The 13,271-nt window shown below is 56.1% G+C and carries 14 protein-coding genes and 2 tRNA genes; 5 read left to right on the top strand and 11 right to left on the bottom strand.

The features are described 5' to 3' along the window. The first annotated feature begins 2 nt into the window (after window positions 1-2). Window positions 3-887, top strand: a complete 885-nt coding sequence (locus GC131_01545) for an alpha/beta hydrolase (GenBank protein ID MBI1272756.1) — start codon at window positions 3-5, stop codon at window positions 885-887. Here the strand turns inward: GC131_01545 and GC131_01540 are convergent, their stop codons facing one another. Continuing rightward, a complete protein-coding gene (locus tag GC131_01540) occupies window positions 888-1,724 on the bottom strand; it encodes a hypothetical protein (GenBank protein ID MBI1272755.1) in 837 nt (278 codons plus the stop codon). Window positions 1,725-1,789: 65 nt separating this feature from the next. Here GC131_01540 and GC131_01535 point away from each other — a divergent pair, with 65 nt between their 5' ends. The 4 genes from GC131_01535 (at window position 1,790) to GC131_01520 (ending at window position 2,981) form a co-directional block, all read left to right on the top strand. Continuing rightward, complete coding sequence (locus tag GC131_01535) at window positions 1,790-2,311, top strand: DUF192 domain-containing protein (protein ID MBI1272754.1); 522 nt, start codon at window positions 1,790-1,792, stop codon at window positions 2,309-2,311. Between the two features lie 112 nt (window positions 2,312-2,423). Next, window positions 2,424-2,500 (top strand) — tRNA-Pro (locus GC131_01530). Window positions 2,501-2,523: 23 nt separating this feature from the next. Then, window positions 2,524-2,841, top strand: a complete 318-nt coding sequence (locus GC131_01525; GenBank protein MBI1272753.1) for an oxidoreductase — start codon at window positions 2,524-2,526, stop codon at window positions 2,839-2,841. Between the two features lie 63 nt (window positions 2,842-2,904). Next, a tRNA-Arg gene (locus GC131_01520) sits at window positions 2,905-2,981 on the top strand. A gap of 9 nt (window positions 2,982-2,990) precedes the next feature. Here the strand turns inward: GC131_01520 and GC131_01515 are convergent. The 10 genes from GC131_01515 to GC131_01470 form a co-directional block, all read right to left on the bottom strand. Next, window positions 2,991-3,755: a TSUP family transporter gene (locus tag GC131_01515; protein MBI1272752.1), complete on the bottom strand. Its 765-nt coding sequence runs from the start codon at window positions 3,753-3,755 to the stop codon at window positions 2,991-2,993. Window position 3,756: 1 nt separating this feature from the next. Then, window positions 3,757-5,043 (bottom strand): amidohydrolase family protein, encoded by a 1,287-nt coding sequence (locus GC131_01510; protein MBI1272751.1) that lies wholly within the window; start codon window positions 5,041-5,043, stop codon window positions 3,757-3,759. Beyond that, window positions 5,040-6,065: an aspartate carbamoyltransferase catalytic subunit gene (locus GC131_01505; GenBank protein MBI1272750.1), complete on the bottom strand. Its 1,026-nt coding sequence runs from the start codon at window positions 6,063-6,065 to the stop codon at window positions 5,040-5,042. Before GC131_01505 ends, GC131_01510 begins: the two co-directional genes overlap by 4 nt. Before the next feature lie 9 nt (window positions 6,066-6,074). Then, window positions 6,075-9,119 carry an L-glutamate gamma-semialdehyde dehydrogenase gene (locus tag GC131_01500; protein ID MBI1272749.1) on the bottom strand — a complete coding sequence of 1,015 codons (3,045 nt, stop codon included), beginning with the start codon at window positions 9,117-9,119 and terminating at the stop codon, window positions 6,075-6,077. Window positions 9,120-9,182: 63 nt separating this feature from the next. Further along, window positions 9,183-9,374 carry a hypothetical protein gene (locus GC131_01495; protein MBI1272748.1) on the bottom strand — a complete coding sequence of 64 codons (192 nt, stop codon included), beginning with the start codon at window positions 9,372-9,374 and terminating at the stop codon, window positions 9,183-9,185. Between the two features lie 140 nt (window positions 9,375-9,514). Next, entirely contained in the window at window positions 9,515-10,540 is a 1,026-nt protein-coding gene (locus tag GC131_01490) for a hypothetical protein (GenBank protein MBI1272747.1), read from the bottom strand. A 231-nt stretch (window positions 10,541-10,771) separates the two neighbouring features. Then, window positions 10,772-11,413, bottom strand: coding sequence for a 50S ribosomal protein L9 (locus GC131_01485; protein ID MBI1272746.1), 642 nt, complete (start codon window positions 11,411-11,413; stop codon window positions 10,772-10,774). Window positions 11,414-11,434: 21 nt separating this feature from the next. After that, complete coding sequence (locus GC131_01480; protein ID MBI1272745.1) at window positions 11,435-12,472, bottom strand: DUF2232 domain-containing protein; 1,038 nt, start codon at window positions 12,470-12,472, stop codon at window positions 11,435-11,437. Window positions 12,473-12,494: 22 nt separating this feature from the next. After that, window positions 12,495-12,761, bottom strand: coding sequence for a 30S ribosomal protein S18 (gene rpsR, locus GC131_01475; GenBank protein ID MBI1272744.1), 267 nt, complete (start codon window positions 12,759-12,761; stop codon window positions 12,495-12,497). Beyond that, window positions 12,761-13,204, bottom strand: coding sequence for a 30S ribosomal protein S6 (locus tag GC131_01470; protein MBI1272743.1), 444 nt, complete (start codon window positions 13,202-13,204; stop codon window positions 12,761-12,763). The genes rpsR and GC131_01470 overlap by 1 nt, the downstream gene beginning before the upstream one ends. Window positions 13,205-13,271 lie beyond the last annotated feature (67 nt).

Below are 13,271 nucleotides of genomic sequence, written 5' to 3'. Positions count from 1 at the left end.
CTATGGTTGATGTGCAGTACATCGCGCGAAGTAAAATCAAGCATTTACTGCTAACGCTTTTGACAGCTTACGCAGTTTTTTGCATTGCACTCGTTTTGCTGCAGCGCAACCTGATGTATTTTCCGGATAAGACAAGTTTCGTTCCTTCCGAATGGCAGGTTCCCGAACTACAGCCGGTTGAAACACTGACTGCCGATGGCCTGCGGATCACGAGCTGGTACACGCCCGCGCGTACGCCGGACCGGGAGACAATAGTTTTTACCCAAGGCAACGCCGGACATGCCGGTTATCGCAACTACAAAGTACGGCCATGGATTGATGCGGGTTATGGCGTCATGATGGTTGGCTACCGTGGCTTCGGTCAGAACCCGGGTGTGCCTTCGGAAAAGGGGCTCTATGACGATGCCCGTTCCGTACTCGATTGGCTGAAGGCCCACGACCTCGGCGGTGATCATATTGTTTTGTACGGCGAATCCATGGGCACCGGCGTTGCGACGCAGATGGCCACCGAATACCGTGCTCTGGGATTGATACTTGAATCGCCCTATACCTCGACGGCGGAGGTTGGGTCATGGCGCTACCCGTTCTTGCCGGTCTATTACCTGATGCGTGACCGTTTTGAATCGATAAACAAGATCAAGAACATTCATATGCCGCTTATGATCGTGCATGGTCTTTCCGATCTCGTGGTGCCTGCGAAATTCGGGCGCAAGCTTCTGGCTGCCGCAAACGAACCCAAGCAGGGTGTTTTTGTACCCGGGCTCGGGCACAGCGATGTTTATGATTTGGAAGTCAGGCAGGCCATCATGAAGTTTATTGAAGGGCTTACCCCGGATGATGCCACCGGGCTGGCACAGGACAAGAAAACGGATATTAGCCAGCGCTGATCAGTACGTGCAGCGGCCAACGCCGTTCCCGTCATATTCATAGCTAATGCGCGCACTGCCGCTTATTGTGCGCGGCGGCGTACATTGCGTAGCGCCGGGCAGGGCAATAACATATTTTTTGCCAACCCTGACGATGGCGCCAACATCTTTCGGAGGCGACGATGGCGGATTGCACAAAGCCGAAGGCATGATGCTTACGGTTTTAACAACGCCTTCAAAGGTCGTAGTGCCCTGCAAATCTTCTGTTACGTTAATAATGTAAGCGCCCTTGTCGGTTTCCACTACGCCCCCGGCTGCAAGCCTGCATTTTTGTGCAGCTTCCTCGGGGTTAAAACCGGTTTTTGCGGCTATCATCATAAGATCCTGATTTGACCATCGCTTGGCAATACCCGTAACAGTAAGATTGCTGCCGTTCTTGACCGTGTTACCTAATGTAGCATTTACATTTTCTGGAACATCCAGAAATTCCGTTTTGCTTTTGGGCAAGCTGTTTATGGCTTGCATATATTTCTGCCTAGTCACTTCCCTTACGCGTTTGACGATATCCTGCGATTCAGCCGGTATGTTTTGAAGGTTGTAATCAAGATCAACCTTGGGGTTTGGCAGCTGCGGCGCGGCATTGACCGCGGTATCGACTTGGGTTTTTTTCGTATCGGTTTCGGCCGTGGGGACGGGTGCTTGCTTGATGGGAGCTGCAGGCGCAAAGCCGAGTGAGGGTACTTCGTCCGCGCTATTGTCAGGCGTATAGGGGACCGCGACATTCTGCGCATGGGCGCCGCCCGCGCACAGCATTGCCGCGATGGCGACCGAGCTCATGAACTTGGTTGCATTTGTCATTTGTACCCTCAAGCGAATATGCTACCCGGCATCATACAAAAAACTTCTTAATCAGGAAAACGACTTTGAAAAATATAGGAAAAACACGGCGCAGAGGCAATCTTTGGGTTTATTTACTGATGCTTGGCGTCCTGTTTGCGGCGGTGTTTCTCTATGCCAATAGCCCGCATATAAGCCCCGACAGCAATACCCCAAGGCCGGATTTCAAGCACACGGCGATCGAATTGCGGACCGCCGCCGGGACCAGCCATCGATTCGATGTGGAAGTGGCCAGAAATCAGAGCGAACAAAGCTATGGTTTGATGTATGTGAAGGATATGCCGGACGATGCTGGCATGCTGTTTCTGTTTCCTGAACCTAATAGGCTTACATTCTGGATGAAGAATACCTACATACCGCTTGATATTCTTTTCCTTGATAGTGAGGGACGGATAATCAATATCGCCGAAAACACCCAGCCACTTTCAACCGATATGATCACCTCGGCCAGCCCGGGCAAAGGGGTTCTAGAGCTTAAGGGCGGCACGGCAGCCAAACTGGGCCTCAGGCCGGGTGATAGGGTTATTCACCCCTCCTTAAGCCCTTGAAGGGCAGATTACAGGGGTCCGGGGCCGGTTTCTTGGCCCTATGGGTTAAAGTTGCCGAAAGGCGGGCTTTTGGCTATGCCAGTGCAGTTCCGGTCGCCGCGCCGGGGTAATACGGGACGTAGCGCAGCCTGGTAGCGCGACAGTTTTGGGTACTGTAGGCCCCCGGTTCGAATCCGGGCGTCCCGACCAGATTGAAGACGAGAGGGAGTGTCATGCGCGTACGTATCTACCGGCCAAGCAAGACCGCGATGCAATCGGGCCGCGCCAAGACGCATGCCTGGGTTATCGAACCTGAAATCGAAACGCCGCGCACTCCGGAACCGCTTATGGGCTGGGTTAGCGCCGGCGATACGCTGACCGAGTTGTTGAACCGTTTGCGGTTCGACAGCAAGGAAGAGGCTGTCGCGTTTGCCGTCGCCAAGGGGTGGGAATACATCGTGGTCGAAGCCAAGGAACGCCGCATCATGCCGCGCAGCTTTGCCGAAAACCTTCGCTTCATTCGCCCGCAAGACGAAGAAAGAAGCCCGTAGCCCCGCATCGCACAGGTTTGCGCAAGCGGGGATAACTGATTAGTGTTCCCGCAAGGCCGGAATGCACCCTTAGCTCAGCTGGATAGAGCAGTCGCCTTCTAAGCGACAGGTCAGAGGTTCGAGTCCTCTAGGGTGCGCCAGCCGCGCAACTATGACAGAGCGATATCGAAAGCCTTGAACGCGGCAACGATGAACGCAAAAGCGAACGCTACATACAGAATAATTTTCTGTACCTTGCCGGAAAGCTTGCCCATTTTATCGAGCATTACGCCGCCCGTATAACCGCCGATTAATCCGCCGATTGACCATGGCACCCATATGGATGTCACAAGGTTGCCATGCAGGAAGTGGGTGACGATGGCCGTGATCACAAGCAGCCATTCAACGAAGCGCGCCTGTATTTTAACGTGCGCGATTTTTTCGTCCGATGGATGTTTCAGGCGCAGCAACGCAATAAGCAGCACTCCGATGCCGGCGCCAAACAAGCCCGCATATATCCCCGTGAGCAGGGAGGCGAGATGGAAGGTCCGGTTCGTGATTTTGTGCGCAAGCTTTGGCGCGAGAAGGGCAAGGATAATCGCCAGAACGACCGCGGGCAGAAGCCACGCCTGATCCAGTTGGGCAATAGCCGAAGCGCCGAGAATCGTGCCCAAAAATGCGGCAAGGGATAGCTTGAAGTTATCGACATATTCGATGTGCTTATGGGTGGATATCGTTGAACCGATGCTGCGGAAGAACGACCCCATTTTAATGTTACCGACGACGATACCGAATGAAGCGAGTGGAAACAGCCATTGCATCAGCGGAACGGCAAAAAACATTGCGCCGCCGATGACAACGCCAAGTATCCCTATGATAAAGCCGGTGAATGCAAGAATAAGGGAGTTTACATCAAGCAGCGCGGCGAAATCCATCTCATGCCTTCAGGCTGTATTTAACCTTGCCGCCCTTGATCGTGTAGGCCGCCCGGCCGACCAGTGCCTTGCCTTCGAAAATGCAATTTTTTGCTTTTGAATGGCCTTTGCTGCTGTCCACCACCCATCTGTGACCGGTATCGAAGATGGCGATATCGGCATCCGCGCCTTCCGATAACGTGCCTTTCTTGACGCCTAGAATTTTGGCGGGCTCGGTCGTCATTTTCGAAATGCCTTTGCGCAGCGATATGTGTTTCTTCTTCACAAGATACGTGTTCATAACCGCGAAGCTGGTTTCGAGGCCGATTGAGCCAAAGGCGGCGTGCTGGAACGGTTCGAGCTTGTCGGGCTCGATATGCGGGGCGTGATCAGTCGTGAAGGCATCGAAGGTGTCGTCTTTGATACCCTTGATGATGGCTTCGACATGTTCCCTTGAGCGAAGCGGCGGGTACATTTTGGCGTTGGTGTTATACCCAAAACATTCCTCGTCGGTCAGGGAGAAATGCTGGACCGCGACTTCGGCTGTAATGTTCCGGTAACCGCCCTTCTTGGCTTCGCGGATGGCCTGCGTCGCGCCGATTGACGAATTGTGAAGCAGATGGAGCCGCGCGCCGGTCAGCTGTGCAAGCATGATGTTTTTGCGAACCGCGTAATCTTCGGAAATTGCCGGCGTGCCGGGCAAGCCAAGCTGGGTCGAAACCCAACCTTCATGCATAACGCCTTCCCGCGTCAGATCGTCGGTTTCGCAATGGCTCATGAGCAGGATGCCGCAGGTCTTTGCGTATTCCATGGCGCGGCGCAAAAGACCTTCGTTTTGCACATCGACGCCGTCATCCGTGATGGCGATTGCGCCCGCGTTCTTCAGTTCGTTGATTTCCGCCAGCTTCAGGCCCTGCTGCCCGGTCGTGATAGCGCCGGAAGGATAAACATTGATCAAATCAAGATCGCGCGCGCGCTTGATGACAAATTCAATAACCGTCTGGTTGTCCGCCGCCGGGGTCGAATTCGGCATGGCGACGATAGAGGTAACGCCGCCCGCCAGCGCGGCGCGCGAAGCGGTTTCAATCGTTTCCCGGTCTTCCCGGCCCGGTTCGCGCACATGCACCTGCAAATCGATAAGGCCGGGCGTAACCGTAAGCCCGTTTGCATCGATGGTTTGATCGGCTTTCGCCCGAATGGCTTTACCGACTTCAACAATTTTACCGTCGCGCACGAAAATATCCTGCTGCCGGTCGATGCCGTTCGCCGGGTCGATCACATGGCCGTTTTTGATGAGAAGCGCGCTCATTTCCGGGTCGGCTCCTTTCTTTTGCCGTCCATGCGGTTAGCCAGCAGCCAGATCAGCGCCTTGCGAACCGCCATGCCGTTTTCTACCTGCTTCGTGATGTGCGATTGTTCGTCAACCGTGACAAGGGCGGAATGGACATCCACATCGCGGCGCACGGGGCCGGGGTGCATCAGGATCGCGGTTTTATTCGCAAGGTTCATGCGCTTGCGGCTGATGCCGTACATCTTGGAATATTCCCGCAACGTCGGGATAAAGCCGCCTGCGCCGCGCTCTTCCTGCACACGCAGCGCGTAAACGACATCCGCGCCCGTAAGCGCTTCTTCGACGTTATAGTATGTTTTGACCCCAAAATTCTCGACACCAGCCGGCAGAAAAGTTTGTGGTGCCGCAATACGCACCTTCGCTTTCAGTTTCTTGAGTGCGCGAACAAGGGAGCCGAAAACGCGGGAATGAAGTATATCACCCACGATCGTAACGGTTTTGCCGGAAAGATCTCTGGCCTTGAAATGATCGAGGATGGTCAAGGCATCGAGCAGGCCCTGCGTCGGGTGTTCGTGCCAGCCATCGCCCGCATTGACGATGCTCGCGTTCACATGCCGCGCCAGCATTTCAGGCACGCCGGATTCGCGCGCGCGTATCACGATGATTTTCGGGTTATAGGCATCAAGCGTCAGCGCAGTATCGAGGTAGCTTTCGCCCTTCGATGTCGAATTCGCGCCGCTCAGGCTTGTGGTGTCCATGCCCAGATGCTTGCCCGAAAGATCAAAGCTGGCCATCGTGCGGGTGGAGTTTTCAAAAAAGGCGTTGATCAGGCTACAGCCTGCGCTGAGCGAAAATTTGTGGGTCCGGTATTCGCGGAAGCGGCGAGCGAGGGCAATGATGAGATCGAGGTCCTTGGCGCTGACCTGATCCATGGAATAAAGATCGAAGAAACTGACGTCCCGCCCTGCGCGGACCTTGGTAAGTTCTTTAACCGGGTCTGTCCTCATGGGGGCGCATATTCCAACATTTTGGGCGGGCATTCCAGCACTTTATCCATCCCCCATTGCGGCCAGCAGGCTGGCGTTTCCGCCCGCCGCCGTGGTGTTGATGGATGTCACCCTTTCGAGCGCAAAACGGGGCAAATAATGCGGTCCGCCGGCCTTCGGGCCGGTGCCGGAAAGCCCTTCGCCGCCGAACGGCTGGGAGCCAACAATAGCCCCGATCATAGACCGGTTGACGTATAGGTTGCCGGCACGGAGCGTTCCGGCAACCTCGCTGACGGTCTGCTCGATCCGGCTGTGGATACCGCCGGTAAGGCCAAAGCCTGTGGCATTGATACCGGCCACCACCTTGGCAAGCTTTACGGGGTTGTAGCGCACGACATGCAGGATTGGCCCGAAAACTTCATCCTTCAGCCATGTGATATCCTTGATAAGCCATGCTTGCGGCGCGACAAAATTACCGCCCGCGCAGGCGGGGGGCAAGGCGCAGGTAAAAATTTCATGCGCTTCATGCCTTAACCGTTCTACATGTTTAAGCAAGCCTTCTTGCGCGGCGCTATCGATCACGGGGCCGATATCCGTGGAAAGCAGACCGGGGTCGCCTATGACCAATGCCTGCATCGCGCCTTTCAGCATCGTCAAAATGCCATCGGCGGTCGGTTCGGGCAGGAACAGCACGCGCAAGGCAGAGCAGCGCTGCCCGGCGGAACGAAATGCGCTTGTGATGATATCGTCCACAACCTGTTCGGGCAGGGCGGAGGTATCGACGATCATGGCGTTTTGCCCCCCGGTCTCCGCGATAAGCGGTACAATGGGCGCATCCTTGGCGGCAAGCGTGCGGTTGATCTTGCGCGCGGTGGCGACCGAACCCGTAAAGGCAACGCCAGCCGTAACCGGCGCATTCACCAATTGTGTGCCCACCTCGCCGCTGCCGATAATAAGCTGCAGTACATTTTGCGGAACGCCTGCATCATGCGTCAGCCTGACGGCATGGCGCGCGATCAGCGGCGTTTGGGAGGCCGGCTTGGCGAGCACGCTGTTTCCGGCCGCAAGTGCCGCCACAACCTGTCCAATGAAGATCGCGAGCGGGAAGTTCCAAGGGCTTATGCAGACAAATACGCCCCTCCCATGCAGCGAAAGCACATTTCGTTCGCCTGTAGGGCCGGGCAATTCGCGCGGCTTGAAATCTGCCACCGCACGCACGGCATAGTAACGGCAAAAATCGGCGGCTTCGCGCAATTCGGCCAATGCATCGTTTATGGTCTTTCCGCCTTCGCGCACCAGCACGGCCATAAGCATCGCGCGGTTCTTTTCAAGCAGGTCGGCCAGCCGCTCAAGGCATTGCGCACGCTCCGCCACCGGTTTGTTTGACCAAACTCCGTAGCCTTTTTGGGCTTCGGATATGGCGTTTTCCAATTGTTCGGGGGTTATCTTGCTTGCGGTTTCCGTTTTTGCCCAAACTTTGGCCATGTCTGCAAGCAGCGGCGCGGTTTCAACAGGGTCTGTAAGATCAATTCCCGCCGAATTCCTGCGGTCGGGTTCGTACAAGGTCTCCGGCATCTTCACAACCGGGTGGCGAACAGGCTTGGCAGCCGCCAGTTGCGCGACCGGGTCGGTTGTCAGTTCATCGATACTGACCTTCGGGTCATGTATGCGATGTACGAAGGAACTGTTGGCGCCGTTTTCAAGAAGCCTGCGCACAAGGTAGCTTAAAAGCGTTTCGTGCCCGCCCACGGGCGCATAGACGCAGCACTGATAACCTTCTTTGTGCAAAAGATCGTACAAGGCATCGCCCATGCCGTGCAGCCGCTGGAATTCCACCTTTTGCGGTTCCGGGGCCATTTCAATGATGCTGGCGACCGTCAGGGCGTTGTGCGAACCGAACACCGGTTGCAGCCACGCCCCTTGTTCAAGCAGCCTAGCGGCGCAGGCAAGATAGGAAACATCGGTCGTAACCTTGCGGGTAAAAACCGGGAAATCGCTCCAGCCGCGTTCCTGTGCGCGCTTGATTTCCGTATCCCAATAGGCACCTTTGATAAGCCGCACGACAAGCCTTTGTCTGTGAAGTTCCGAAAGGCTTGCAAGCATATCGATGGTTGCGGGGGTACGTTTTTGGTAGGCCTGTACGGCGGCGCCGAAACCTTCCCATCCCTTGATCTTGGCGGTGCCCATGACGGCATCGATGACATCAAGCGAAAGCGCAAGCCTGTCGGCTTCCTCGGCATCGACCAGCATGAATACGTTTTCCGCCGCCGCCAGTTCGGCCAGATGAGCAAGGCGAGGGACCATCTCACTCATCACCCGGCTGTATTGCACCGCTTCGTAGCGTGGATGCAGCGCTGAAAGCTTGACGGAAATGCCCGAAGGCGCGACGCCGGTATTGGTTCTGTTGGCCGCGCCAACCGCCTTGATCGCGCTGACATAGGCTTCGGTGTATGTATCGGCGTCCGTCATCGTGCGCGCGCCTTCGCCCAGCATATCGAAGGAATAGCGCATGCGGGCGTCCGCTTCCTTATTGCCGCGTTCAATGGCCGTTTCGATCGTGCTGCCAAGCACAAACTGGTTGGCCAGAAGGTGCATGGCGGCCCTTATGGCTTCCCGGATCACGGGCTGGCCCAGCCGTGTAACAAGCGCGCCAAGCGCATGCCCGGGCGACGACTTTGTCTTGTATTCGAAGTTCGATATTTTGCCGGTAATCGAAAGGGTCCAGCCCGTGGCATTCATAAGCCACCGGTCATCGCCGCCTATGGCGTCATCCCATTCTGCCGCCGAAAGTTTGTCACGGATCAATGTGTCCGCCGTCGCGCGGTCGGGGATGCGCAAAAGCGCCTCGGCAAGGCACATAAGTGCAATACCTTCCTGCGTCGAAAGGCCAAAATGCCCCAGCAGGTCATTGACGCCCGGAAGCGTTCTGCGTTCCGCACGTATTTTGCGGGCCCAATCGGCAGCGCGTGCTTGCGCTGCGGCCATGGCCTCGGGGCTTAAGCTTGCGGTATGCAGAAGGGCGCGGACGCATGCTTCCTCGTCGGCCCTATAAAGGCCGTGGAAATCATCGCGCAGTTTTTGGGCCAGAAGGTCCTTTTTGCCTGTCATGCAACAAGCCTAACAGGCAAGCACAGGGCCGGAAAGCACCCGGTTACGGGGTTTTACGAAAGCCTAGCGGCTGTGGCGCAGATAATTCACCACGTCGTGCCAGATAACGGCCAGTTCCCGATCGCCCGAGCTTTCAGCCTGCGTGGCGCGGCTGGCGGCGTGGGTGAGGGCCAGGTCGTTATAGCGGGCGATCAGCAGGCTGGCTAAGGCCCAATTGGAGGGCAGAAGGCCCGTGGATGCGGCAGTCGTCGTCATTTCTGTCTCCGTTTATTCTCGTTACGCTGCCAGTAAAGCCAGCCAGTTCGTCTTATTGACGACAGAATGATGGTAATATTTTGACAATCGGTTAAATGCCGCGAAAATTTTTTGGTTTGTGCAAAAGGTTCCGGGCTGTGTTACGCGGAAACCACACGGCGGCCACCGCCAACCATCGCTAGTTCGGGCATGTCGGCAACCCATGCGGTCAATATGCGGCCATAGGCCGCGCAAATACGTTGCACCCATTGCGCCTCAATCGGTAAATCCCGCTCACTTACCGCAGTGCGAAAACGCTGGGCGGGCTGGAAGCGGTTTACGTCCTGCCGCGCTTCGGCCAGAGTTTGTGCTTTTTGCAGAAAAGCCGCTGAATTAAGGGCATTTTGCTCAATGATACGGGCGGCCAGCATGCTTATATCGTCGGGGCTGAGCTTCAAAAGATGGGTAGGGTGGTCAATCTGGACCGCCAGCCTGCGTGCCGCTTCATGGTTGGCAAGGTCGATAAGGGCGGATGTATCGAAGGCAGCAGGGACGGAATACACGGCTGTCAGATAGCTTATGGATTTATGCCCGCCCGCAAAGCCCGCCATGGCAAGCAGATCAGCCACTACGCGGGCGACCCGGGTCGAACCGCTGGCCTGGGCAATAAACAGGGTTGCTTCCGTATCGGCGCGGGCCTGATTGAGATACAGGCTATAGAGCGCCGCTAACGGGTCAGGCAATTGTTCAGCCGGGGTCTTGAAGCGGCTGGCGAGGGAGGTGTCGATCCCTCTGTGATTGCGGCGAAAATGATTGATTTCAGCAGCGGTGACCGGCAATTCGGCCTGTGCGGCCATAAAATCATCGTGGTCATGGCAACAAAGGGCCTGAACGATCTTCCAATCGTCATCCTGGCTGGCCGCCACCAAGCGTTCCTTGGCTATGTGCCAGACAAGGGCGGCCTGATCATCGGCCTTGGTAATGGGGAGCTCTGTTTGCGTGATCCGGAACAGCCAATTCAGGATCCTGTCCTTTGGTTCCCACGGCATATGCGGCGCCGTGCTCAGATCGGTCAGTTCGGTTTGTTTTTGTAGAACCAGCGACACCGGCTTGACCGGGGGCGATTGCTCATCGCCCCGTGCGATCACGAGATCAAAACCATTTTGTTGGGTGTCGGTCGTATCCAAAGGCACCACCGGAATGACCTGAGTTACTTATCCACAGACCTTTTAACCTTATTTGGAGATAAAGTTAATTCTTTTTTCACTTATCTTAACAAGCAGCCATTCTGTGTTGCAGATTTGCATGAAATTACATACGGACCGAAACAACCGACAAAGAAAAAGGCCCCGGATCGCCGGGGCCTTTTCATATTCGGCTTAATCTGCGCAACCAGCCCCGCAAACGCGGGGGCAAAGTTAGCCGGCGACGGCTTCTTCTTCGCCTTCAGCCTTCGCAGCCTTTTTCTTGGGGGCCCTGGCTTTTTTAGCGGGCTTTTCTTCCGCCGCAGTTTCTTCACCGGCTTCAGCAACAAAAGCTTCGGGTTCCGCAACCGCTTCGGGTGCAGCTTTTTGCGCAGGTGCGGCCTTCTTTTCGGCCTGCACCTTGGCTTCTTCTTCGGTGCGGGCGACGTTGACGGTGATGTCAACGATCACTTCGGGATGCAGCTTGACCTTAACCTTGAACAGGCCAAGCGTCTTGATCGGCTCGCCGATATCGATCTTGTTGCGTTCAAGCTTCGTACCTTGTTCCTTTGCGGCTTCCGCGATATCGCGGCTGCTGACGGAGCCGTAAAGTGCGCCCATTTCGCTGGCCTGACGGATCACGACAATGTTGATGCCGGAGATCTTCTTGGCATCGGCTTCGGCACCCGAACGCATTTCCGCGTTATGGGCTTCGAGCTGGTTGCGCTGCTTTTCGAAATATTCAAGGTTCGCCTTGGTCGCCCGCAGCGCCTTTTTTTGCGGCAACAGGTAGTTGCGCGCATAGCCGGGGCGTACCTTGACCACCGAACCAAGCATGCCGAGCTGTTCAACGCGCTCCAGCAGAATTACTTCAATCATCTTACTTCTCCTTTTTGATTAAGCCGTTTGTGATGGTGTTGTGATACGTTTGCGGAAATCCGCGAACTGTTCCGCAATGCCAAGCGCGGTAACGAGCAGCATGGGCCATCCGAACATGAGCAACAGATAGAAAATGATCAGCCACAAAAGCTTGCTTTTGCGCTGCCCCGCCCAAACATGCACGGTGCTGATCCCCAAAAGCAGATAAGGCATAAGAAGGGCTATAAACAGGTTTATGCCGATATAGGCGGCCATGCCATTCGCAAAATAACCCATTAACCCGGAAAGCGTGGCAAGGCCCAGAAACCAGTGCGGCAGATCAAAATCATGCCATGAAGGGGTGGCGCGCAGCGCCCAGCCCTGATTGGCCAACATCTTTTGCGCCACGAAAAGATAGACCAGCATCTGGAAGCACCATGAAGCGATGGCAATACCGGGGGCGATACGGTTAACCGTTTTGATGAGCTCAACCATCTGGGCTTGCGTGCCCGCCATATTGGCTTCGACCTGCCATTTATCTTCTTCGCTCATACCGGCTGTCAGAGCGCCCGCTTCAAGGCTTTGCCGGGTCTGCTCTTCAAGTTTCTGTTGTACGCGCTCAATCGCTTCCGGCTGCATGGCGAAGTAGGGGGTATCCTTGTTTTCCCCAAAATTGGCGAGCGTGAGCGCAACAAAGAACACACAAGGATAGAGCGTAAGGGCCGTAAGCAGACGTCCGCTCGGGTACCAATACAGATTTCCGCTTTCATCCCTGCGGTAACGCAGCGCAAGGATGGAAAACAGAAAAGCGGGTACGGCGCCGACAAAAAGAAATTCCAGGAACCCGGCCCCGTTCACCATTGCAACGCCCGCGATGGCGCAAAGCGTTGTGATGATGCCAGGGATAATCCCCGCACCGAGACAGATAAAGAAAATCGGCAAAGGCGTCAGGATAACCAGCAAACGCGCCATCGGGAAATCGGCAAAGGCAAGCGCATACAGGCCGGCGCTGATAGCACCGGCAAGTATTGCGCCGCCTATACCGTAAAAACCGCGCGATGGCAGGGCTGGAAGCATGGAACGTCCTTTGCCTTATCCCTTACCGGTCGCCCGCACGCTGGTCGCAGTACGGCAGCAGAGCGAGGAAGCGGGCGCGCTTGATAGCTGTCGCAAGTTCGCGCTGCTTCGCCGTGGAAACGGCCGAAATGCGGCTGGGTACGATCTTGCCGCGCTCCGAGATGAAGCGGGAAAGCTGGCGTACGTTCTTGTAATCGATCTTCGGGGCGTCGTTGCCGCTGAAGGGGCAGCTTTTACGGCGACGGAAGAAGGTGCGGCGCTGGCCGCCGGCTTGTGCTGTGGCGTTCATTATGCATTCTCCGATGCTTCTGTGGTTTCTTCGTTGTAACGACGGGGCGGACGGCCGCTGCTGCTGCGGTCAAAACCGCCGCGACCGCCACGATCATCGCGGCCACCGCGTTCGTCGCGTTCTTCCCGGCGCATGATCGCCGAAGGGCCGGCTTCCAGCTCGTCCACGCGGACGGTCATGAAGCGCAGCACGTCTTCGTTGATGCGCATGTTGCGTTCCATTTCAAGAACGGCCGCGGAAGGCGCATCAAGGTTGAACAGCACATAGTGCCCCTTGCGGTTCTTGCGGATTTTGTATGCGAGGGTACGCAGGCCCCATTGCTCGGTCTTGGTGACCTGGCCACCGCCGTTGCGAATGATGTCTGCGAAGTTGACGGTTAACGCTTCGACCTGTGCCGCGGTGATATCCTGCCGCACGATGAAGATAGACTCGTAGTATGCCATATATGCACACTCCCTTTGGATAAAGGCGACCCAGAGTTGGCCCCGGACCACCCGGCACAGCAACCTG

Source organism: Alphaproteobacteria bacterium (assembly GCA_016124955.1).
Classification (GTDB): Bacteria; Pseudomonadota; Alphaproteobacteria; order UBA9219; family RFNS01; genus RI-461.
The sequence above is the reverse complement of the archived record's forward strand: the minus strand, read 5'-3'. Positions and strand labels throughout refer to the sequence as shown.